Source organism: Larkinella sp. VNQ87, assembly GCF_049445795.1.
Taxonomy (GTDB): Bacteria; Bacteroidota; Bacteroidia; order Cytophagales; family Spirosomataceae; genus Larkinella.
On record NZ_JBMSDT010000001.1, the window covers coordinates 482,413 to 505,841 of the forward strand.

At 55.8% G+C, this 23,429-nt stretch carries 16 protein-coding genes; 9 read left to right on the plus strand and 7 right to left on the minus strand.

The annotated features are described in order from the left end of the window. Nucleotides 1-88: 88 nt before the first annotated feature. The 4 genes from ACO2Q8_RS02105 to ACO2Q8_RS02120 all read right to left on the minus strand — a co-directional run bounded on the left by ACO2Q8_RS02105 (nucleotide 89) and on the right by ACO2Q8_RS02120 (nucleotide 7,367). Complete coding sequence (locus tag ACO2Q8_RS02105; RefSeq protein ID WP_423343115.1) at nucleotides 89-1,636, minus strand: SusD/RagB family nutrient-binding outer membrane lipoprotein; 1,548 nt, start codon at nucleotides 1,634-1,636, stop codon at nucleotides 89-91. Between the two features lie 28 nt (nucleotides 1,637-1,664). Further along, nucleotides 1,665-4,796 carry a SusC/RagA family TonB-linked outer membrane protein gene (locus tag ACO2Q8_RS02110; RefSeq protein ID WP_423343116.1) on the minus strand — a complete coding sequence of 1,044 codons (3,132 nt, stop codon included), beginning with the start codon at nucleotides 4,794-4,796 and terminating at the stop codon, nucleotides 1,665-1,667. Nucleotides 4,797-5,014: 218 nt separating this feature from the next. After that, a complete protein-coding gene (locus ACO2Q8_RS02115; protein WP_423343117.1) occupies nucleotides 5,015-6,256 on the minus strand; it encodes a mandelate racemase/muconate lactonizing enzyme family protein in 1,242 nt (413 codons plus the stop codon). Between the two features lie 73 nt (nucleotides 6,257-6,329). Then, nucleotides 6,330-7,367, minus strand: coding sequence for a LacI family DNA-binding transcriptional regulator (locus ACO2Q8_RS02120; protein WP_423343118.1), 1,038 nt, complete (start codon nucleotides 7,365-7,367; stop codon nucleotides 6,330-6,332). A gap of 279 nt (nucleotides 7,368-7,646) precedes the next feature. Here ACO2Q8_RS02120 and ACO2Q8_RS02125 point away from each other — a divergent pair, with 279 nt between their 5' ends. From ACO2Q8_RS02125 to ACO2Q8_RS02135, 3 genes are read left to right on the plus strand one after another with little or no spacing between them, the layout of a single operon-like run. Next, nucleotides 7,647-8,303 (plus strand): (2Fe-2S)-binding protein, encoded by a 657-nt coding sequence (locus ACO2Q8_RS02125; protein WP_423343119.1) that lies wholly within the window; start codon nucleotides 7,647-7,649, stop codon nucleotides 8,301-8,303. Further along, nucleotides 8,300-9,292, plus strand: coding sequence for an FAD binding domain-containing protein (locus ACO2Q8_RS02130; protein ID WP_423343120.1), 993 nt, complete (start codon nucleotides 8,300-8,302; stop codon nucleotides 9,290-9,292). Before ACO2Q8_RS02125 ends, ACO2Q8_RS02130 begins: the two co-directional genes overlap by 4 nt. Next, a complete protein-coding gene (locus ACO2Q8_RS02135) occupies nucleotides 9,289-11,550 on the plus strand; it encodes a xanthine dehydrogenase family protein molybdopterin-binding subunit (protein WP_423343121.1) in 2,262 nt (753 codons plus the stop codon). Before ACO2Q8_RS02130 ends, ACO2Q8_RS02135 begins: the two co-directional genes overlap by 4 nt. A 51-nt stretch (nucleotides 11,551-11,601) precedes the next feature. Here ACO2Q8_RS02135 and ACO2Q8_RS02140 read toward each other — a convergent pair whose 3' ends face one another. After that, nucleotides 11,602-12,390 (minus strand): carboxypeptidase-like regulatory domain-containing protein, encoded by a 789-nt coding sequence (locus tag ACO2Q8_RS02140; protein WP_423343122.1) that lies wholly within the window; start codon nucleotides 12,388-12,390, stop codon nucleotides 11,602-11,604. 207 nt (nucleotides 12,391-12,597) lie between these two features. Beyond that, nucleotides 12,598-13,203: an HAD family hydrolase gene (locus ACO2Q8_RS02145; protein WP_423343123.1), complete on the minus strand. Its 606-nt coding sequence runs from the start codon at nucleotides 13,201-13,203 to the stop codon at nucleotides 12,598-12,600. A 195-nt stretch (nucleotides 13,204-13,398) separates the two neighbouring features. On the opposite strand from ACO2Q8_RS02145, the gene ACO2Q8_RS02150 reads away from it, so the two are divergent. The 3 genes from ACO2Q8_RS02150 (at nucleotide 13,399) to ACO2Q8_RS02160 (ending at nucleotide 15,307) form a co-directional block, all read left to right on the plus strand. Next, complete coding sequence (locus tag ACO2Q8_RS02150; protein WP_423343124.1) at nucleotides 13,399-13,770, plus strand: MerC domain-containing protein; 372 nt, start codon at nucleotides 13,399-13,401, stop codon at nucleotides 13,768-13,770. A 156-nt stretch (nucleotides 13,771-13,926) separates the two neighbouring features. Next, entirely contained in the window at nucleotides 13,927-14,382 is a 456-nt protein-coding gene (locus ACO2Q8_RS02155) for a hypothetical protein (protein ID WP_423343125.1), read from the plus strand. A 13-nt stretch (nucleotides 14,383-14,395) separates the two neighbouring features. Continuing rightward, entirely contained in the window at nucleotides 14,396-15,307 is a 912-nt protein-coding gene (locus ACO2Q8_RS02160; RefSeq protein WP_423343126.1) for an NAD(P)/FAD-dependent oxidoreductase, read from the plus strand. A gap of 61 nt (nucleotides 15,308-15,368) precedes the next feature. Here the strand turns inward: ACO2Q8_RS02160 and ACO2Q8_RS02165 are convergent, their stop codons facing one another. After that, nucleotides 15,369-17,339, minus strand: a complete 1,971-nt coding sequence (locus tag ACO2Q8_RS02165) for a glycoside hydrolase family 127 protein (protein ID WP_423343127.1) — start codon at nucleotides 17,337-17,339, stop codon at nucleotides 15,369-15,371. A gap of 162 nt (nucleotides 17,340-17,501) precedes the next feature. On the opposite strand from ACO2Q8_RS02165, the gene ACO2Q8_RS02170 reads away from it, so the two are divergent. The 3 genes from ACO2Q8_RS02170 (at nucleotide 17,502) to ACO2Q8_RS02180 (ending at nucleotide 23,357) form a co-directional block, all read left to right on the plus strand. Then, on the plus strand, nucleotides 17,502-20,945 hold the full coding sequence (locus ACO2Q8_RS02170) for a DEAD/DEAH box helicase (protein WP_423343128.1): 3,444 nt from the start codon (nucleotides 17,502-17,504) through the stop codon (nucleotides 20,943-20,945). A gap of 110 nt (nucleotides 20,946-21,055) precedes the next feature. Further along, nucleotides 21,056-21,802: a glycoside hydrolase family 19 protein gene (locus ACO2Q8_RS02175; RefSeq protein ID WP_423343129.1), complete on the plus strand. Its 747-nt coding sequence runs from the start codon at nucleotides 21,056-21,058 to the stop codon at nucleotides 21,800-21,802. A gap of 46 nt (nucleotides 21,803-21,848) precedes the next feature. Next, a complete protein-coding gene (locus tag ACO2Q8_RS02180; protein ID WP_423343130.1) occupies nucleotides 21,849-23,357 on the plus strand; it encodes an ATP-binding cassette domain-containing protein in 1,509 nt (502 codons plus the stop codon). Nucleotides 23,358-23,429: the final 72 nt, after the last annotated feature.

The following is a 23,429-nucleotide window of genomic DNA, read 5'->3' on the forward strand; positions in this document are numbered from 1 at the left end:
ACACAGGGATAATCAGAGTACATCAGAGGTACGCAGAGATTTCTCTGATAAACTCTGATGTACTCTGATTAACCCTGTGTAATAGCTTTCATTTCTTATCCCACCAAACGCGGGTACTCAGCGTGTTCGGCCCCTGGCGGGTGATGGCTTCGTTTACATTCTGCTGGTTGACAATCGTTTCGCTATCCGGATACGGCATCCGGCGAATGAAATCCTCCGTAATTTCGGAAGCAGGATACGGATTTTTGGATAAAGTCGGAAAACCGCTCCGGCGGAAATTGGCAAAAAGTTCGGGGCCATTCAGGAACGAAGCCACCCAGTACTGCGTGTTAATTTGCTCCAGTGCTTTTGCGGTTTCAAACGGATGCGCCGTCAGGTAGGCCTGGATAGCGGCTTCAGGAATGGCAGCAGCCGGATCGTAAGCGGCCATCTGCTCCAGATTAGCCCGGACACCTTTCACAAAATAATCCGCAGCATTGCCCGTGATCCAACCCCGTTGAGCCGCTTCGGCCAGCAGCAACTGCGTCTGTGCCTGGGTGACGTGAAATTCCGGCGCATCGAGCTTCAGCACGGTTTTCAGATTGACCTGCGAAAAATCCCACAGGCTGGCCACCCCATTCTGCGCCAAAACCGCCGGAGCCGAGATCGTCACGTTGTCATACCCCATCGGCATGCCCACCTGTACTTTTGGATCGGTCGATGCCCGGGCGTCGACCTGCTCGGGACCGCCTTTGGCCCCCACGTAGCGCACCGCAATGGAACCTAAACGGGGATCGTTATTGCTTTTGAGGTAGTTCACAAACGGCGCGGCCAGGTAGAAATTCGTCTTTTCGCGGGCCTGCAAGTGGTTGGCAATCCAGTTGTTATACAAGGCCGTATGCCGCATCACCGCATTGTCGTCGTTGGATTGCATAACCCCTCCGGCCACGGCTTTCGTGACATAGTTTCGGGCGGTGGTCGGGTCCACTTTGGTCAGGCGCATGGCCGCCCGCAGCATCAGGGAGTAACCAAACCGCTTCCATTTGGTGATATTACCCCCATACAGGATATCGGTTGTTTCGATGGTTTTCGTGGCATCCAGACCCGCCGAAGCTTCGTCCAACTCCTTCAAAATATCCATATAGATAGATTGCTGGGTATCGTATTTCGGCGAGGTGATTTCGCTGATATAGCCTTTTGCCGCTTCGGTATACGGAATATCGCCGTAGGTATCGGTCAGGATCATAAACGAATAAGCTTTCCAGATCCGGGCCATGTGGTAAAGATTTGTGCGGTTAGGATCGTCTTTGGTCTTTTCCACCACATCGACAACCTGCTTCAATACGTTCCGGTAAAAATTCTGCCAGACTAGTGGAGTATTGCTCACGTTGTTCTGGTTGTAATTTGCTCCGGCCAGCGAACTGCCGTAAGGCGTGATGATCTGCTGAACGATTCCAAATTCGTAACATAACATTTGCAATGTCCCGAAACCGTCGAGGTAGTTGGCGTCGATAATCGCTTTGTTCATCACAAACGACGGCGCCAGGGTGGTCGGATCGACCTTATTGGTATTGATTTCATCGAACTGATCGTCACAGCCCGAAAGCAGAGTAACGGCTGTCAGCAAGCCAAGCAGGTAAGTTAGTTTCGTTTTCATACGATTGTAGCGGTTTAAAACCAGTGGCTTAGAACTTGATATTCAGGTTAAAACCCATGCTCCGGGTGGGCGGCAAACTCGGCCAGAAATCCAGACCGGTCGCGTTGTCCGATGCGTTGTTGACCATCTCGGGATCCATGTTTTCGGTCCATTTTTTCAACACCGCCACGTTGTTGGCCACCGCATTCAGCCGCAGTCCCTTGATGAAGAATTTCTGGGGCAGCAACTTCGTGAAATCGTAGCCCAGCGTAATCTGCCGCAGCTTCCAGAATCCGGCGTTGTAGATAAAATCCTCGTAAATCCCGAGCACGTTCGGCGTTTCATAAAACGGCTGAATCGGCGAACGGGTGGTGTTGATTTCGCCGTCCGGGTTGACGCCCTCCCCAACGACATACCCCTGCTCCCGCCCTACCAGTGTCTTTTTGTGCAAACCGTGCCGCAGGTAGTTCATGTTTTGCCCGCCGATCATCTTGTGGCCCAGTTTGAAATCGATCAGGGTCGACAGCGTAATGCCCTTGTAGGTGAAGGTGTTCGTAATCCCGCCAAAGTATTTCGGCAGGGCGTTTCCGACGTTCACCGGGGTGTTATTGCGCAGGGGTCGCCCGCTGCCTTTGTCGAACACCTGCCGTCCCTGGGCATCGCGGAGGTAATTGAACGTAAACAATTGCCCGATCGGCTTGCCGACCACCTGCCGGAGCGTACTGCCCCCCGAACCGCCGACCGTAATCATGGTATCGGCCGCCGACAGGCCCAGCGTCAGCACTTCGGAAGTGTTGTAGGCCAGGTTGGCACTCACATCCCACTGAAAAGCCGACGTCTGGATCGGTGTTCCCGTCAGCAGCAGTTCCACCCCTTTGTTCATGCTCTTGCCGACGTTGATCAGCTTGTTGGTGTACGACGAGGCATCCGACACCTGGGTGGCCAGAATCTGGTCCTGGGTTATTTTGCGGTAATACGTGAAATCCAGCCCCAGCCGGTTGTTGAAGAACTTCAGTTCAATCCCGGCTTCGGCTTCCGACACCCGCAGCGGGCGCAGGTTGCGGTTAGGCACCGACGTGGCATTGATCCCTCCCACCGGCACCAGTTGCCCCGACGGGGTTGGGAAGTTGTTGTTGTTGACGGCATAAAACAGCGCGTTCGAATACGGACTGACGTTGTCGTCGCCCACTTCGGCATAAGCCGCCCGGAGCTTCCCGAACGTCAGCCAGGTCGGCAGGTTGGAGAAGGCCTGGGAAAACACGAAACTCCCGGTGACGGACGGATACAGAATGCTGCGGTTTTCGGGCGAAAGAGTAGAAAACCAGTCGTTTCGGGCCGTTGCGTTCAGAAACAGAAATTCTTTATAGGAAATCGTAGCGGCCGCGTAGAGCGAATTGATTTTCCGTTCCGATAGACTGTACAGCGGGTTTTTCACGCGCCCGTTCATCACCGTGTACAGGCCCGGCTGCACGAAATCCTGCACGGTTACACTGTTGTAATCCATCCGCACAAACCGCTGGTTACCCCCCAGCGTGACATCGACACCAATGTTGCCAAAGGTCTTGTTCCCACCCAGAATAAAATCATAATTTCGCTCGACAAACTTCCGTACATCCTGCGTATACGAGCCGTTGACATAACCGGCCGGCGCTTTGGCAATCGGCGCGTAGCCGTTCGGGATGTTGTAATCCTGGTTCCGGGTGTAGAGGTCCTGCGCCAGCCGGGCCTGTAAATACAGCCAGTTCGTAAACTGGTATTTCAGGGCTACGTTGCCAAACAGCCGGTCGCGCTTGATGTTTTCGAAGTGGTAATTGACGGAGTAGTACGGGTTGTTCCGAACCAGAAACCGTGAGAAGACGAATTCGTCGCCGTTGGGCAGCACCTGGTGTTCTTTGAGGGCTTCAAGCGGCATGGAGTTCGCCAGCGTCATGATCACCGTGGGCGTGGCAAAATCCTGGGTGTTGAGCTGCGTCGGGTTGCGGTTGTATTCGTTGGAGTAATTGATGTTTCCGGTAGCCACCAGGTTTTTATTGATGTTCTGCGAAAAACCGAGGTTGATGGTTTTGCGGTTAAAGTCCGAGTTCGGCGTGATGGCTTTGTTGTCGGTATTGGCGAATGAAAGACTAAAACCGCCGTTTTCCCCGTTGTTGGAAACCGTCAGCGTGTTGGTAAAATTCTGGCCGACGTTGTAAAACTTCCGAATCCGGTTGTAGACGGGCTCGTACGGATACACATCGCCGTCGAACAGCACCTGCGTCATGCCCGGCTGGAATTTTTCCCCGAAACTCCAAACTCCCGAAGTAGGGTACGGCGTCGTAGGCCGAATCCCACCTTCGCCCTGACCGTACTCATACTGAAAATCCGTAAAATCCAGGGGTGTATCGGTCGTGAAGTTGGCATTGTATTCGACTCCGAAGCCTTTGCCCGCGCCCCGGCTTTTGGTTGTAATCATCACCACGCCGTCTTTGGCCCTCGACCCGTAGAGCGCTGCCGCCGTGGCTCCTTTCAAAACCGTCATCGTTTCAATATCATCGGGGTTGATGCTGGAAAGGCCGTCGCCCCCGTCCGAGTTGTTGGCCGACCGGTTGCCGAAGTTCCCGCCAATGGCGTAGTTCGAGTTATCGACCGGCACCCCGTTGATCACGATCAGCGGGTTATTCTGCCCACTAAACGACGACTGGCCCCGAATCCGGATTTTGGAGCTGCCGCCCGGTCCGGTCGACATCGTCGAAATGTTCACCCCCGCCATTTTGCCCTGCAAACTCGTCATCAGATTCGGACTGCGGTTGGTCGAAATCTGGTCAGCATTGACGGTGGCCGTAGCATACCCCAGCGTTTTAGCCTCCCGTTTGATCCCAAGCGCCGTCACGACCACCTCGTTCAGGCTTTTGGTGTCTTCCGCCAACTGAACATTGATCACCGACCGGCCATTGACCGGAATGGTCTGGCTGACGTAGCTGATGTACGAAAACACCAGCGAGCCATTGGCCGGAGCGTTGACGGCGTAATTCCCATCGGCATCCGCAACGGTTCCCTGCGTCGTACCATTCACGAGCACGTTGACCCCCGGCAGCGGTTTCCCGTCAGAACCAGTCACTTTACCGGTTATCCGGTTGTTCTGGGCGAGGGCGTTACCCTGCCACAAAACGAGCAGCACCAAACATGTTAGAGCGTTTTTCATGGGTTTAGGAATGGGATAAAGGGTGAAAGAATGATGAGTTAAGAGTTAAGAATTAAGAGTTAAAATGCTCCGCAGCGTTATTCGTCAGCCAATCGCCGAGTGTCACCGGTGAAAATGCGATGGAGAAAACGTAATACTAAAAAGCTTCATAGAATGCGTCAGCCAACTCTTCACCGCCGGGCGGCCCCGTCTTAACTCTTAATTCTTAACTTCATAGTCTACCAATTATGAATCGAGCCATCCGGGGCTTTCAGGATGGGGTGCGGGAATTTGGTGTTGGAGGTGATTTCCATGACAAACGTCGCCTTTTTCGGATCGAACTTGACGCCAAGGCCGGGGTCCGGATTGAGGTAGAGTTTGCCGTTTTGAAACCGCACAAAATCGTCGTTGAAGTAGGGCGGTCGTTCGGGTTCGCCCCCGCCGAGTTCCATCAGCGCCCGGGCCGGGCTGCTCGAACCCAGGACATGCACCAGCGTGGCCGTGGCCAGTGGTCCCGTGAAATGCGGGATCATGCCCACATAATGGGTTTCGCACATCGACGCCAATTTCTTGAACTCGGAAATTCCGCCGGTATTCGGGAGCGTAAACCGGGTGTAGTCGATCAGGTGTTGCTCGATGAAGTTGTTGCTATCCCAGCGGTCGCCGAACTGTTCGCCCACGGCAATGGGCACGTTGGTCATCTGGCGGACGGTTTTGTACACATCCGGGTTTTCGGACCGCACGATGTCCTCGACAAAATAAGGCTCCAGCGATTCGAGCGCCTTGCAGATCTTGATGCCTTCCGTCGTATCGAAACGGGTGTGCAGGTCGATGGCCCACTTACCCCCTCCGCCCACGGCCGCATCGATGCGTTTGCAAAGCTCGATGGTTTTCTTGGCGTTTTCGTAAAAGTCAAACGGCTGGTCACCGTTGCCGCCGGTGGGGCCAATTCGGTACGAACGCAACCCGGCTTTGATGCAGTCCTGCGCCCGCTCCTCCTCGGTTTTAGCCTTCGACGCCCGGAAGCCGGTGGCGTAACACTCCACGTAATCGCGGGTGGCTCCCCCCAGCAATTCGTAGACCGGAACCCCGAGCGCCTTGCCCTTGATGTCCCAAAGCGCCATATCGAGCGCCCCCTGCGCGTGCAGTTTCTCGCGACCGGGCGGGTAAAACATGCCCCGGTACAGATTCTGCCAGATGTGCTCGATCCGGAAGGGGTTTTCCCCGATCATCATCTGGGCACACTGCTCGATCATGTCTTTGGAACCTCCTTCACCAATGCCAATAATGCCGCCATCGGTTTCGATCTCGACAATGCCCCGGGCCTGATTGAACAGCGGTTTGTTGTAGCCGGGAGCCGCATAATACCGGATTTTGGTAATCTTCAGCTTGGGGACAGCCGCTTCCGTTCGAAAAGGCAGTCCGGCGATCAAAGCGCCGGACCCAACCAGGGTTGATTTCAGAAAATTTCTTCTCTGCATAAACGTACAAGGAAAGTAAGGGTAGGAAAACAATTGTTTAAACGATTAAGCAATGGTTTAAATTTAGGAATGCTCAAGAAGACGTGTGTTTCGGCCGGGAAGAATCTCTCACCATCAACACGGCTTTCATCTGAATTTGTCGGGTTTCGGCATATGGCTCTTTTAATCGATGGATCAGGATTTCGACGGCGGTTTTGCCCAGTTCTTCCATCGGCTGGTGAACATAGGTGATCGGGCAATAATACAGATCGAAGGCTTCGGCCTGGCCAAAGCTGACAATCGCCAGGTCATCCGGCACTCTGATTCCCAATGAATTGATGTATTTCAATCCCGCAATCGCCAGTCGGTACGTCGCAAAAATCAGAGCATCGACGGCAAACTCCGCACCCAGCATCTGATCGATTCCGGTTTTGATCTCCTGCTCAACAGCTGTAAATTCAACTTCTTTGAGCCACTCCGGTTGAAACGGGATCTGGTTTGTTTCCAGAGCCTCCCGGTACCCCCGGATACGCTCCTGCATGTGAAACAGCGCGGATTTGTACGCTACCAGTCCGATGTGCCGGTAGCCCTGTTGCACCAAATGTGTTCCGGCATCAAAAGCCGCTTTGTAACTATCCAGCGAGACGAAATCGGTCGGCAGGTTCGGAAAATGCCGGTCCAGCAAAACGACTGCCACGTGTTTGTCCAGCAAATACTGAATCTGCTCTTCCGAGTTTTCCGACGATACAATGATAAAGCCGTCGACCTGCCGGTTTAACAGTACATTGATCAGATCCCAGGATTTCTCCGCCTTTTCGTCCGAACTCCCGATGATGACCGTATACCCGTATTTTTTGGCCTCATCTTCGACAATCCGGGCAATGTTGGCGAAAAACGGATTCGATATATCGGCAATGATCAGGCCGATGGTCTGCGTTTTCCCACTTCGCAAGCTCTTCGCCAGGTAATTGGGCTCGTAGTTTAGCTCCCGGGCAATCTGTTTGATTTTTTGCGCAATTTCGTGCCCTACCCGACTCTCTTTTTCCTTCCCATTCAAGACGTAGGAAACCAGGGCGGTCGATACCTGCGCTTTTTCGGCAATGTCTTTCAGGGAAACTTTCTTCTTGTTCATACACGGCGAGTGGGCGAATCAAATGTATGTTTAATCGTTTAAACAATCAATAAAATAGTATATTTTTTTTATTTAATTTTGTTTTTCGTATTAGACCACTCAACTGAGGCTTTTGGCCCTCACGCCCGTTTAGACTCTACAGCATATTCAATTCCATCATCGTTCAAGGAGAATAGCGAAATATCGGTTGTTGAACGATTCGAAATTAAGGTGTAATTCCTTTCGGCCTGCCACTAAATTAAGGTTATCTTTCGATGCGATTTCCTAACCCATTACTCTATGACTGACCAAGACATGCCGTCTGACGACGGTTTTTTGAACGATCCTCCCGAAGACCGCCGGTTTTTTCTGAAACAGTCGCTGGCACTGGCCGGGTTGACGTTGAGTCCGGTTTCCTTTCACTACCCTGCCAAACCGGCTGATCCGGAGCCGCTATCAAGCCCTCAAAAAACCGTCCGGCTGAGCCTGACCATCAACGGAACCAAACGTCGGTTAGCCGTCGATCCGCGCACGACGCTGCTCGACCTGCTCCGCGAACAGCTCGGCCTGACGGGCACCAAAAAAGGATGCGATTTCGGCCAGTGTGGAGCCTGCACGATTCACCTCGACGGTCAGCGGGTACTGGCCTGTCTGAGCCTGGCCGTCATGCAAAACGGCCGTACGATCACCACCATCGAGGGACTAACCCAGAGCGTTACTGAATCATCCGCCCGGTTACATCCGATGCAGGAAGCGTTCATACGGCACGACGGTTTTCAATGCGGCTATTGTACGCCCGGTCAGGTAATGTCGGCAATCTGCTGTATTCGCGAAGGGCAGGCTGGTTCGGAAAAAGAGATTCAGGAGTACATGAGCGGAAACCTCTGCCGGTGCGGAGCCTATCCGAACATTGTGAAAGCCATTCTGGACGTTAAAAACAGCGGTCAGCCGGTATGAAACCGTTTCTTTACCTACGCCCAACCCGGATCAAGGAAACCGTCGAAGCCCTGGCCGCCCATCCGAATGCCCAGCTCATTGCCGGAGGCACCAACCTGCTCGACCTCATGAAACGGGGCCTTGTCAGTCCGGATAAACTGATCGACATTAATGGGTTACCCCTCCGAAAAATTGAGTTGCAAGGCGATTTTCTCCGCCTGGGTGCGCTGGCCCGCAACAGCGCCGTTGCGCAGCACAAAGGGGTCCGGATGCACCATCCGCTGCTGATTCAGGCCCTGAATGCGGGCGCATCGGGCCAGTTGCGGAACATGGCCACGGTCGGTGGCAACCTGCTCCAGCGAACGCGCTGCCCATATTTTTACGATTCGGCGTTCCCCTGCAATAAACGACAGCCCCAAACGGGTTGCGGGGCGCTGGAAGGCATTAACCGGCAGCACGCTATTTTTGGCATTTCCCAACAAAATGCCTCCTGCGTTGCCGTCCACCCCAGCGATCTGTGCGTGGCCCTGGCGGCTCTGGATGCCACGGTTCGGGTGGTAGGACCAACCGGGGAACGGCGCATTCCGATCGGCGATTTTCACCGCTTGCCGGGCGACCGACCAGATCGGGACACGACCCTCGAACCAGCCGAACTGGTCACGGCGGTGGAGATTCCAGTTTCTCCGTACACAAAGCATGTGCATTACCTGAAAGTCCGCGACCGGGCGTCGTATGCTTTCGCACTGGTGTCGGTAGCGGCTGCGCTGGACCTGGAGCAAAACCGCATCAAAACCGCCCGGCTGGCGTTGGGTGGTGTGGCGCACAAACCCTGGCGATTGCCCGAAGCGGAACAACTCCTGGCGGGACAACCGGTTTCCGAAGCGGTTTTTCGCCGGGCCGCCGACGCAGCCATGCAGGACGCCAAAGCACTGGAGCACAATGCTTTCAAATTAAAAATGACGCCGAACGCCATCGTTGAAGCCTTAAAACAAGCCGCCGGTAAGTCATGAAACGGGAAAACAAACCATACAGCAGGCCATTTGCAGAACCCGACCCTTCGCTCGACCGCGTCGATGGGCACCTGAAAGTAACCGGTGCGGCTCCCTATTCGGCCGAATACCGGTTCGAAAACCTAACTCATGCGGTTTTGATCAACAGCACCATCGCCAGAGGGCGAATTACCGCGATTGAGGCAAAACCGGCCGAAGCAGCGCCCGGTGTGCTGGCCGTCATCAGCCATCTGAATTCGCCGGGCGTTCCCGGCTACGGAACCCCGAAGAAACCCGCTGAGCGGGCTCCCGTCGGAACCGCGTTTCGAGTCTTTTTTGATGAACTGGTCTATTTCAGTGGACAGCCGGTGGCGCTGGTCGTTGCCGAATCGGTCGAACAGGCCCACTATGCCGCTTCGCTGGTCCGGATCACCTATGAAGCGGAACCGCACCAGACCGATTTTGAGGCCAACCAATCGAGGGCGGTGTTACCCGGTGGTGTTCAGCGGAATGCGGCCTCCCCCTTCCGCGACTACCACCGGGGCAGTTCCGACGCGCTCCAGACCGCCGAGGTGCGTTTGGAAGCCAGCTACACCATCCCGACCCAACACCACCAGCCCCTCGAACCCCACGCCATCCTGGCGGTTTGGGAAGCCGACGACAAACTAACGGTTTACGATAAAAATCAGGGCGTTAAGTCGGCGCAGGGCAATCTGGCGCAGGCGTTTAAACTGCCCCGCGAAAAGGTTCGGGTGCAGGCACCGTTCATTGGCGGAGCGTTTGGCTCAGGCATCCGGGTCTGGCCCCACACGGTGGCGGCAGCGCTGGCGGCTAAACTCCTGAAACGACCTGTCAAGCTGGTTTTGGGCCGCGACCAGATGTTCACCTCCGTCGGCTACCGGCCCTACACGGTTCAGAAGTTTGCACTCGGGGCGTCAAAGGATGGAAAGTTGATCGCGATGAACCACGAAGGCATCGGCCAGACTTCCCGCTACGAAGACCACCTCGAACGGACCATTCTGGCGACTAGAGCGATGTATGCCTGCCCGAACGTATCGACCCGCTACCGCTTACTTCCGCTGGATGTCAATACGCCAACCTGGATGCGCGGCCCCGGCGATGCGACGGGCATGTTTGCGCTGGAGTCAGCCCTGGATGAACTGGCGTTTTCGCTCCACCTCGATCCGCTGGAATTCCGGTTGCGAAATTACGCCGAGACCGATCCTGAACGAAACCTGCCCTGGTCGGCAAAGTCGCTGAAGGAATGCTATCGGATGGGGGCTGAAGCATTCGGCTGGCAAAACCGCCCCCTAAAACCGGGTACCATTCAGAAAGATGGTCAGTTGGTGGGGTACGGAATGGCATCGAGCCTGTACGGTTTTCACCGGCACCCTTCGAAAGCCCGGGCGGTTTTGCAGGCCGACGGCTCGGTGGTGGTCCAGAGTGCGACGATGGACATTGGCCCCGGAACCGGCACCGCCATGACCCGGATTATCGCCAAAATCCTGGGCGTTAGTCCGCAGAAAATCCGGTTTGACCTCGGCGACTCGGCCCTGCCCGACGCGCCCGGACAAAACGGCTCGGCTACCATCACCAGCGTCGGCTCGGCCGTTCACGTAGCCTGTGAAGCCCTGAAAAAGAAACTGATAGCACTGGCATCCTCGCTCCCGAGTTCGCCCCTGGCCCACATTCCGTCCGAGGCTGTGTCCGCCCGAAACGGCCGGATTTTCCTGACCGCCAACCCTTCCGCGAGCCTGGCCTACACCGACATTCTGGCTCATCACAACCTGACCGAAGTTGACGTAACGGAAGAATCCAAACCGGGGCCGGAGCGAGACCAGTATTCGATGTATTCGTTTGGCTGTCATTTTGTGGAGGTCCACGTCAGTCCGGTGACGGGCGAGGTGCGCGTCAAACGGGTGGTAACCTGCGCCGATGTGGGCAAAATCATCAATGAAAAAACCGCCCGCAGTCAGTCCATCGGCGGTATTGTGGGTGGCATCGGCATGGCGCTGATGGAAGCCTCGGTGATGGATCACCGGTATGGTCGGTATGTTACCAGCGATTTCGCCAGCTACCACATTCCGGTGCAGGCCGATATGCCGCAGATCGAGGTGTTTTACATTGACCAGCCGGATGTGTACGCCAATCCGATTGGGGCCAAAGGCCTGGGCGAAATTGCCATTGTGGGCGTTGCGGCCGCTATTGCCAACGCGGTTTTTCACGCCACCGGCAAACGGATTCGCGACCTGCCGATCACACCGGATAAAGTACTGTAGCCTGACCCCGTCGTGTCGGAATTGACGCGACGGGGTGGAATGACGTGATGATCACCGGCGATTGGTGTAACCGATCCCCATGCTATTAGCGCGGTAGGAAGCCTCGGTGCCCAGAAAATCGAGAACGACCGATGTTTTGTATTCCAGATCGCCCCAGCCATCGGCCACGAGCAACTTCTCGCCCGTCGGTTTGTAGACCGCCGAAATTTCATAGCGCCCGATGGGAATATCCCGCAGGAAGCTATCGTAGCGCCTTTTTGCTTTAAGTGTCAGCGTTTTACCAGCCGATCCGTCGATCAGCGGACCAACGGGCTTGAAGGTAAACTCAATATTCTCGTCATCATTGAGTCCTTCGGCGTTCGGATCGCGGAGCAGTTCGGCGGTTCCGCCGTAGTACAGGTCCAGGCTCAAATCCGGAATGTGCCCGGTCAGCTTCCACTGAAAGTTGCGGACCGGTTTCTCATCTTCCGAAAAACTGTCCGGATTCTCCGGGTCGAGCAGAATTTTATACACGCGGTCGTTGTACGATTTCAGGATAAAGCCTTTGGCAACCCACTGCCCGGCTCCGGCCACCAGGGCCATTTTGTAGCTGCCGTCGGAACCGCTCGTTACTTCAGCCCCCCGGCCGACCAACACCGTATTATCGATGTAGACCGTGGCGCGGGGCAGTGGTCTGCCCTGCGGATCGGTTACTTTCCCGATCAGAAAACCGGCTTTTCCCGCAACCGGAGCCGTGGGGTCGGGCATCGGGTCGGCCGACTCTTTTTTGCAGGCAGCCAGGGTCGTTAATCCCAGCACGGCGATTCCCACCAACGTGTGGAGTGTTGTTCTTCGTTTCATTTGAGGATGTGTTTGTTGTTTACGTCCTCAAAACTAGTCTATTCGCGACCTGCCCTTCAACCGCATTCGGAATCGCCAGTACCAAGCGATGGATGAATTGCGCAAAGAAGCGGCTGATTTGCTGCGTCTCCGGTTACATGCGTTGGTTGCCTGCCCCAGAAACTATTTCAGCGGCAGGTATTGAAGCATTCAACCTTCTGAGCGCCCTCAAGCGATGATTTTCAACTCAACCAACCGCTCCCGCAACTGCTCCGGGCTCTGAAAGTGAATCGATTGAATCCCAAGTGCTTCGGCGGCTTTCACATTCCGCAGGTTATCATCGATGAACAGGGCTTCTTCCGGTTTGACCGAATACCGGTTCAGCAGCGTTTGGTAAAACGACGGAAACGGCTTGCGGTCTCGCTCGGTGCCCGACACCACAATGCCATCGAACCAGGAAAGAAAATCGAAGCGTTCCTGGGCAATCGGGAACGTCTCGGCCGACCAGTTGGTGAGCGCATAAAGTTTGTAAAACCCACCTTCTTTCAGTTGCCGCAGGATCTCGACAGTTCCCGGAATTTCGCCCTTCAGCATTTCCGGCCAGCGATCGTAGTACAACCGAATGTTGGCTTCGTGTTCGGGAAACTGGCTGACAAGCAGTTCCGTAGCTTCCTTCAAACTGCGACCCGCGTCTTGTTCCTCGTTCCAGGCGGGGGAGCAGATGTTTTCCAGAAAATGGCGCATCTCTTCTTCCTGAAACACGCTCTGGTAAAGATAATTCGGGTTCCAGTCGATCAAAACGGCCCCCAAGTCAAAAATGATGGTGGTAATCATGCGGTTGTATCAATCAAGATGACATAGGTCATAACAGGCCACAAGAAGCTAAAAAATCAGATACCGCGCTCAGCGAAACCGGCCATTTCGCACAACTAGTCACTTTTTGATCGAAAAAAATTTTTGCAACATTGTTGCATTTATTTAAAATCCCCTACTTTTGTACCCACGATTGACAACAAAATAGGTTTCGTTATGGCAACCTCCTACAGCAAGGCCGATTACATCGGTATTACCGGTTCTGTTCTTTGCATCATTCACTGTCTGATTACGCCCGTGCTGCTGATATCCACGACACTGCTCTCCGACCGAACGGTCCGCGTCGGCTTTCTGAGTCTGGACTATGTATTCATTCTGGTCAATATCGTGGCGGTTTTCTTCGCGTCCCGCCAGGCGAGCCAACCGCTGATCCGCCTGGGACTCTGGAGCTTTTTGGCCCTCTTCGCCGGAGCGCTGTTGCTCGAAGACCTGAACGAAACCTTTGAATATCTGGCCTACGGGGCCTCCGCCGGCTTGATTGTTATGCATTTTCTCAACCTGCGTTCGCACCGGCATACGGCGCATTGACAAAAGGACCCAGGCTGCTGGTGGCTCCTTCAACGATCCATTTCCGGTTTGGGAATAAGCCAAAAGCATACCGGTTTTTTAGGCAAATTTTTGCAACAGCGTTGCACATGAATTATCTTTCCGACTGCATCCATCCGTTTCAAAAATCTTTGTTATATGAAAACGTCCCTGCTGATTGGAGCCTTTGCCTGCTGCCTGACCGCCTGTTCATCGTCCGAAAAAAAAGACCCGTTGCTGGAAGAAGCCGCCCAATACCACAACGAAGCCACGCAAATCCAGGCCGTCGTGGAGCCCAAAATAGAGCAGCTCGATTCGCTCCGGAATGTGCTCGCGAAAAACCCCAAACCGGCCGCAGCCGCAACGGTGGCTACCCTCGACAGCCTGAAAAAAGCGTTTGAGGAATGGGAGGAAAACCTGGTGGAAGTGCCCGGCATGCCGCATGAGCACCACCACGACCACGGCAGTCACGAACACCATCACCATACGGATGCGACGCTGAAAGACCTTCCTGCCGAGCAAATGCGCAACCTGCAAAAAGAAACCCGCGACAACATCCTGCAGCTTCAGGAACGCACCAACGCCCTGCTTCAGCAGACTAAAAATTTACAATAACTTACTTTATCCAGTGAATTCATCCACACCTCCTTTTGACGTTATCATCGTCGGCGGCAGTTACGCCGGGCTGAGTGCCGCCCTGCTGCTAGGCCGCGCCCTGTACCGGGTTCTGGTCCTGGACAATGGGCAACCCGCCAATCGGCAGACGCCCCACTCCCACAGCTTCCTGACCCGCGACGGCGAAACGCCCGCTCAGCTATCGGCCATCGCCCGCGAACAGGCCCTGGCCTACCCGACCGTGCAGTGGCGGGAAGCCACCGTAATAACTGCAAAGGCCGAAGGCGCTGGTTTTCAGGTCGGCACGCAGACAGGCGAAACGTTCAACGCCCGGCGGCTTCTGCTGGCAACCGGTTTGCGGGACATTCTGCCTCCCATTCCCGGTTTTGCCGACTGCTGGGGCATTTCGGTGCTGCATTGCCCGTATTGCCACGGCTACGAAGTCAGGGGCGAAACGGTGGGCATACTGGCCAATGGCGAGGGCGGTTTTGAGTTTGTGAAACGAATTCACCACTGGAACCCGGCCGTGAGCCTGTTTACCAACGGCCCATCCACGCTGACCGAGGAGCAAACGGCCAAACTGCGTCAGCACAGTATTCGCATCATCGAAACGCCCATTGCGGCCATTCAACACCAATCCGGCCAGCTTCAGGCTGTGCAACTGGCCGACGACACCACCGTTCCGCTCGTGGCCCTGTACGCCCATTCCGAACTCCGGCAGTCCAACGATCTGGCCGAACAACTGGGTTGCAAACTGGATGACCTGGGCTTTGTTGTAGTCGATGCAATGGGGAAAACCACCGTGCCGGGGGTGTTTGCCGCTGGCGATGCACACACCATGCTGCGGCAGGTCGTCGTAGCCGCCAGCAACGGCCTGAAAGCCGCAGCCATGATCAGCAAGGAGTTGATCGACGAGGAGTTTTAATTTCCATCAAAAACCGGGTGCCATTTGCAGAAACAGCACCCGGTTTTTACTTTTCCCTTTCTCAATCCAGCAGTTTCACCTGCTTCGCTTTGGTCGGTAGCCATACCTGCATGGGGCTTTTACCCCGGTTGGCCCAGACGTAATACGGAATGGCCGTTATTTTCTTTTTCTCCGTGACCACACTCGCTCCGTCCGCCGACGGCCCCACGACCGGCACTTCGGCCTGAACGGCCACCACCGGCTCCGTGCTGACCTGGTAGGATTCGGTCGAAAACCGGGTTTGCTCGGGCACCAGCAGGTTCCAGGCCTGGCCGTTGTTGTCAACTCCCTCCACGCAGTAGACCAGCGGGCCACGTTGAATGGCTACCCGGTCGTTGGCGGCAACCAACTCTTTTTTCGCCACCACCCGCTTTACTTCCATCGGCAGGTTCAGCTCGATCACATCGCCTTTTTGCCAGGTCCGGTCGATGACGACGTAGCCGTTTTCTTCGCGATAATTGACCGGTATTCCGTTCAGACTGACCGAAACGGCGGTTTTGCTGTCGTCCAGAAACCGGTACAAATCGCCGGGCACCGGCACGTTGCTGACCCAGCCCGGAATCCGCAAATGCAGGGCGTAAGGCACTTTTTTCGCCGGATTGACCGTCAGCCGAACGCGGCCTTCCCAGGGATAGTTTGTCTCTAGTTGAACAGGCACCTCGGTTTTGCCGATTTTGAGCTTCGTGTTGCTGCCGATGTACAAATTCACCCAAAGGCCCGCATCGTTTTTTCCGTAAATGTAATCGCCAATCGACGCCACCAACCGCGCGATGTTCGACGGGCAGCAGGCCGTGCCGAACCACTCGCTCCGGGCATTGTTGCCACTCGACGCCAGCGGGTTGCCGTAGAAAAACCGGTCACCACTCAGGCTCAGGCCGTCGAGCGCGCCGTTGTACAGACTCCGTTCGAGCACGTCGATGTATTTGGCTTCGCCGGTCAGCAGGTTCATCCGCTGATTCCAGAACACCATGCCCACCGACGCGCAGGTTTCGCAATAGGCGGTTTCGTTGGGCAGGTCGTAATCCAGCGTAAAACCCTCGTTCTTCCCCGACGAGCCGATGCCGCCCGTGATGTACATATTGCGGTACACCACATCTTCCCAGACGGTTTTCATAGCGTTCATGTACCCCGCATCCTGCGTCGTGGCCGCCACATCGGCGGCTCCGGTGTAGAGGTACATTGCCCGCACGGCATGGCCGGTAATCTCTTTCTGCTGTTTTACGGGTTCGCTGTCCTGGCAATAGGCCGGATTTTTCCACTGATCCCAGATGACGCCCTTGCCAAAACCGCGCCCGCGCTGGTCCAGAAACCAGTCAGCCAGCTTCAGGTAGCGGTCGTTATTAGTCTGGTGATAAAGTTTCATCAGGGCCAGTTCGATCTCCTGGTGCCCGCTGACCCAGGGGCGGTTGGCCTGCCGGAACGTCGCGTCGATGTGGTCGGCAAACCGGATGGCTACGTCGAGCAGCTTCCGTTTGCCGGTGGTGTTGTAATAGGCCACGGCGGCTTCGATCAGGTGACCGGCGCAGTAATCCTCGTGCTTTTCCATGTCGGTCCAGCGCTTGTCGAGGCCCGTCAGCGTGTAGTAGGTATTGAGATAACCGTCGGCTTGTTGCGCAGCCGCGATCTTGTCGATCCACTCGTCGGCTTTCTTTTCCAGTTCGGCATCCGGGCGGTTTTTCAGCGAATAGGCGATGGCTTCCAAGGCTTTGTACACATCGCTGTCGTCGTAGTAAATGCCTTCGTGTTTCTCGTGCTGCCCGCGCTGCACTTTCTCGAAATTCCGAATCCGGCCCGATTTGTCTTCGGTTTGCACGATGCAGGCCCGCAGCGTGGCCGTGGCAACTTTGTCGAGCTTCGGACGCCAGAAATGATCGGTAATATCGACCTGCGAAAAGCGAACCGGCTCAAACCGGCGAACGGGCACCTGGGCCGGAGCGGTCCCGAGCATTGTTCCGGCAAGCGCAGCCGTCAGAAAAGCAACTCGAAAAAGCATGGTGTCAAAATGGGTTTAGAAAGAGACCAAAATAACGGGAAATTTACGGGGTTTGCCAACGTTGGTCAGGCGGTTTTGCAGTCAAAAGCGGTTTTTCGTTAGGGCAACTTACGCTCAAACCGTAACTTGTCCGGAATTTCGATTCCTTTCAAACAACAACGAATGAACGATTCTTTGCCCCCCTTTTCGCTTTCCGATTCGCCGGATGCGTACCGACTGGCAGGCATCACGCTTTCGACGCTGACCGAAACGCACCTGGCCCGGCACGGAGTCGCGTCGTTTTTCCCCAGCCGTAGCGTGCACGACATTCAGCCGCTGGAACTGACCATCGATCAGGGGCTTTTTTCGGCCGCCACCCGGGACATGATCTTTCCAACGGTGGTGGTTTATCAGACAGCCGACGATCTCTTTTTGACCTGTTCGTGTGCCGCGCCCAAAAACCGCCTGTGCGAGCACCAGGCCCTGGTGCTTTCGAGCCTGCTCCGACGCCGGGAACTCCGGGCGTTTTTCGATCCGGCCCTGCGGCACGACCTCATCAAACCCGTCGCCCGCGAGTACGGGCTGGAAAACGAACCGGACCCGGATGCGTTTTTTGATGTTATCTACGAACATAAGTCGCTGACTATAAAACCAAAACGCCCCGAATTGCTTCGATTTACGGACACGGACCGCGAAACGCTGGTAGCAAACCTGCTGGCCCAACCGCCACGCCCCGAACCGGGCGGCAGCGCCCACGATCCGTTCCGGAAATGGCTGCTGGTGTTTACCAAACCGCGTTATTCCGAGCAGTTTTGCCTGGAACTTTGGGAGGCTCCGCTTTCGCAAACCGGCACGTTGAAAAACCCGCTGACGCCGGTTTATCCGCTCGACCAGCTCAGCCGCGTCGACCCACTGAAAGAGTTGAAATTCTATTCGGCCCTGGCCCGGTTTCAGCATTCGCACCGGAGCAAAAAAGAAGACGCGGACCTCGACAGCCTGCGGCTGGTGGTCGACAATCCGGCCGGGCTGGACGTTTTTTACCACGACCCGACGGTTTCGGAAAACCTGACGGTGCAGTCCCTCCAGCCGATTCACCTCAAACGTCTACAAGCCCCGCTGCATCTGACGGTTGTGCGCGTCGACTCATTTTACGAACTGACGGGCTGGCTGACCATCAACGGTTTCGCCCACGAGTTACACACGCTTTCGCTGAAGTACGATTACTTTCTGGTGCTGAACAACACCTTTTACCTCATCGACGCGCCCGAGCCGTTGCGGGTGATCCGGTTTTTCAGCGGGCGACCCAACCGGCTGCTGATTCACGCATCGAAGTTTGAGGAATTCCGACTGGCGGTGTTGAGTCCGCTGGAAAACCGCATTCGGGTGCAATATGCCGACCTGCCCCCGGCCACGCCCGAGCAACTCGCCGAAAATAGTTTTACAGAAGACTATAAGCGGCTGATTTACCTCGAAGATTCGCAGGATTACGTCAACCTGACGCCGGTGTTGACCTACGGCCGGGTGGAGGTGCCGGTACTGTCCGAAAAGGAAATTTATTCGGTCGACAGCAAGGGCAAACCGTTCCGGGTCGAACGTGACACCCGGGCCGAAGAACAGTTTCTGCGGGCCATTGTCAGCCAACACCCTGACTTTCAGGAACAGCTTGAAAATCCGTATGTTTACCTTCATCAGAAACGGCTGAATTTTTATTTGTTCAAAAAACAGTTGCTGGACGAAAACTGGTTTCTGATGGCCTTCGAAGCCTGGCGCGAGCAGGGCATTGAGGTGCTGGGGTTCAACGCCTTACAGGGTAACCGGCTGAATGCGCATCCGGCGAAGGTGTCGGTGATGGTCAACAGCGGCCTCGACTGGTTCGAAACCGATCTGGGCGTGTCGTTCGGCAAAAACCGGGTGTCGCTCAAACACCTGCAACAGGCCGTCAAAAACCGCAGCCGGTTTGTCACGCTCGACGATGGCACGATGGGGCTGTTGCCCGCCGAGTGGCTCGACCGGTTTTCGGCTTATTTTCAGGCGGGTGAGATCGTCGACGACCGGATTCACACGCCGAAGATCCGGTTTTCGAGCCTGCCGACGCTGTACAACGACAGCCAGCTCAGCACCGAAACCCGGGAGCAACTGACCGCGCTGACCACCCGGTTTGTCCATTTCAACGCCATGCCGCCGGTTTCGATTCCGGACACCTTGCGGGCCAGACTGCGGGATTACCAGAAAGCGGGCGTTAACTGGTTGAATTTTCTGGATGAACTCGGTTTCGGCGGGTGCCTGGCCGACGATATGGGCCTGGGCAAAACCCTCCAGATCATTGCCTTTTTGCTGATTCAGCAAGCGAAAAACCGCCCCGGTGCCACGCTGATCGTGGTCCCGACTTCACTGCTCTTCAACTGGCAGGCCGAACTGACCAACTTTGCGCCATCGCTTACCGTTCACACCTTTTACGGCGCCAACCGGGTTTCCAACCGGGTTTCCAGCGGAACCACCAAAAAACCGGATTTCGACCCGTACGACGTGGTGCTGACTTCCTACGGCACGGTGGTTTCGAGTGTCAATTTCCTGAAAAAATACCAGTTCAATTACGTCATCCTGGACGAATCACAGGCCATCAAGAACCCCGAATCGCAGCGGTACCGGGCCGTCCGGCAATTGCCGTCGCGCAACAGACTGGTACTGACCGGCACGCCGATTGAAAATCACACCTTCGATCTGTACGGGCAGTTGTCGTTTGCCTGTCCGGGGTTGCTGGGCGATTACCACCACTTCAAAGCGCACTACTCCACGCCCATCGACAAGTTTGACGACCGGCAACGTGCCCGCGAACTTCAGCAGAAAATCAGTCCGTTTATTCTGCGCCGGACAAAGACCCAGGTGGCTCCCGAACTGCCCGAAAAAACCGAGATGCTGCTGTTTTGCGAAATGGGACCGGAACAACGGAAGGTGTACAACGCCTACGAGCAGGAGTTCCGGCAGTTTCTGCTCACGACGAAGGAGGGCGACATTCCCCGGCTGCGGCTGCACGTCTTGCAGGGCCTGACCAAACTCCGCCAGATTTGCGATGCCCCGGTTTTGCTCAACGACGCCGAAGACTACGGCGACGCGTCGGCCAAAATTGACGTATTGATCGAGCAGATCGAAACCAAATCACCCCAGCACAAAATCCTGGTATTCTCGCAGTTCGTCTCCATGCTTGAATTGATCCGCAAACGACTGGATGTCAGCCGGATTTCGTACGAATACCTGACCGGCCAGACCACCGACCGAGCCACCCGGATCAACCGGTTTCAGGCCGACGACGCCGTGCGGGTGTTTCTGATCAGCCTCAAAGCGGGCGGCACGGGCCTCAACCTGACCCGCGCCGACTACGTCTACCTGGTCGATCCGTGGTGGAATCCGGCGGTCGAGAACCAGGCCATCGACCGGGTGTACCGGATCGGCCAGCAAAAGAACGTGGTGGCCGTTCGGCTGATTTGCCCCGATACGATTGAAGAGAAAATGCTTCAGTTGCAGGAAACGAAAAAAGAGCGGGCCGATCAGTTGGTCAAAACCGATGCCGCCCTGCTGAAGACGCTCAACCGAAGCGATTTGCTGAACCTGCTACAAAACCGGAAGTAAACACCTGAAAGTCTGCTCATTAAACCATCAACCGATCAATAAATAGGTTGATAATTGTTGGGTTATTTCCAGCAACTTAGGGCCGGATTCTTCTAATCTCCTCTGTGACCATGCTCACCTTTAACCGAAAAAAATTCTTCGATGCCTACCGCACCCGGTTTGGCAAACTGACGCAGCCGCTAGTCGATGCGCTCGATTTTCTGATTGACCAGATTGAACAGGACGAACGGTTTTCGGCAACCGAAAAAGACCGGCGGCAACTGGCCTACTGCCTGGCGACCTTCAAGTGGGAAACCGCCCACACAATGGAGCCCATTGACGAATTCGGGACGACGGAACGGTTTAACCGACTTTACGGCCCCGAAACCAAAGTGGGTAAAATGCTGGGCAATACCCAGCCCGGCGACGGCGCGCGGTTCAAAGGCCGAGGCTATGTACAGTTGACGGGCCGCAGCAATTACCGGCGCGCCGGAGCCTTTACGAACGTCGACCTGATCGAAAATCCCGACCTGGCAAAACGACCGGAACTGGCCTACCGGATCGCGGTTCAGGGCATGAAAGAAGGCTGGTTTACGGGCAAAAAGCTCGACCAGTTTATCAAAAAGAATCAACCCCCTGAATACGAGAAAGCCCGCGCCATCATCAACGGCACCGACAAAGCACAGACCATTGCCGACATGGCCCGCCGGTTCGATGAGGTGCTGTTGTCGGCCCTGACGCTTCCGGTGGCTCTGGCGCGCAGTAACCGGGCAGGCGTTGCCCGTCCAAAAACAGCGGCTTCTACGCGAGCCCAAAAACCGGCTCGTACGGCCCGAATAACGGCGAAACGCAAGGAGAAATCAGAAACGGAAGCCTGATTTTTGGGGTAGTCTTGTTAAGTTTGGGGCCAAAATTGGATTCCTGATGCCCCACTCGCCCTTACTTTCTTTTCAGAATGCCAGTGTTCGTCGGCCGACCGGACCGGTTCTTCACCACCTCGACTGGTCGCTCCGGCCCGGCGAACACTGGGCCATTCTGGGCCCGACGGGTTCGGGTAAAAGCTCGTTGCTGGATGCGCTGAGCGGGCGGTTGCCGGTCGCGAGCGGCATGTACGAGCATCCGGTTGGCGCACTGCGGGAGGTCGTGGAGCGGGTGGCTAATGATTACCAGTTCGACCGGCATGTGGCTTCGGCCGCTCAATTTTACCAGCAACGGTTTAACGCCGATGCCGCCGAGGAAGCGCCCACGGTTTGGGAGGTCTTGCAACACCAGGTAAAACCGACCGGCACCGTCGATGAACATTCCGTCAGCTTACCCCCACCGGCTTACCCGGAGGACTGGCTGGCGGAAGTAGCTGACTGGGTGCAGATTACACCCCTGCTCGACCGGCGGCTGACTTCGCTGTCCAACGGCGAAACCCGCCGGACGCTGCTGGCCCGCTCGCTGCTGCGCCGACCCCGGATTCTGCTGCTCGACAATCCGTTCGGTGGTCTGGATACCCAAAGTCGCGAGCGGTTGCACGGCATTCTGAACCGCATTGCCGCCGAAGGCACCACGCTCGTGCTGGTGACGACGCCCCGCGAGATTCCGGCCGGCATCACCCATGTGCTCGAACTAGCCGAAGGACAAATCGCCTGGCAAGGCCCCAAAGACCTACTGCCTTCCCTGCCCGAAACCGCTCCGGAGACCCTGACCGACCCGGGCCTGCTCCCCCGCTGGCTGAACACCGCACCGACCCGGTTTGCGTACGCGATCCGGATGCGGAATGTGTCGGTGCGTTACGGTGAAAAAACCGTATTAAGTGACATCAACTGGGAAGTACGCCGGGGCGAAAAATGGGCGGTTTTAGGCCCGAACGGCTCCGGAAAATCCACGCTGCTCAGTTTGATTACCGCCGATAACCCGCAGAGCTACCGCAATGATTATGAACTATTTGACCGAAAGCGCGGCACGGGCGAAAGCATCTGGGACATCAAACGCAACCTCGGCTTTGTATCGCCTGAACTGCATCTCTACTTTCCCCGTGAGCAGGCGGTCTGGAAGGTCATCGCTTCGGGCCTGTTCGACACGGCCGGTTTGTTCCGGAAACCGACATCGGAGCAGCAGGAGCAAGTAGATTTTGTGCTCGATCTGCTGCGCATCCGGCACCTGCGCGAGAAGCGGCTAGCCCAGCTCTCGACCGGCGAACAACGCTGGGTGCTGCTGGCTCGCGCCCTCGTGAAAAACCCGCCCCTACTCGTGCTCGACGAACCGTGCCAGAACCTCGACCCGCCCCACATCGCCCGGTTTCGGGATCTGGTGGATGAACTTTGTCAGTCGCCCGACCGCACGCTGTTGTACGTTTCACACTATGCCGAGGAGATTCCGCGCTGCGTCAACCGGGTGCTGAGGCTGGATTTGGGGAAAGGAACGGTGGGGAGGATGGAAGGATAAAGATGAATGATAAATCAAAACTGTAGAACGCCAAATGTAAAAGTGGCCGATTGGCAGAGCTTACACTTTTAC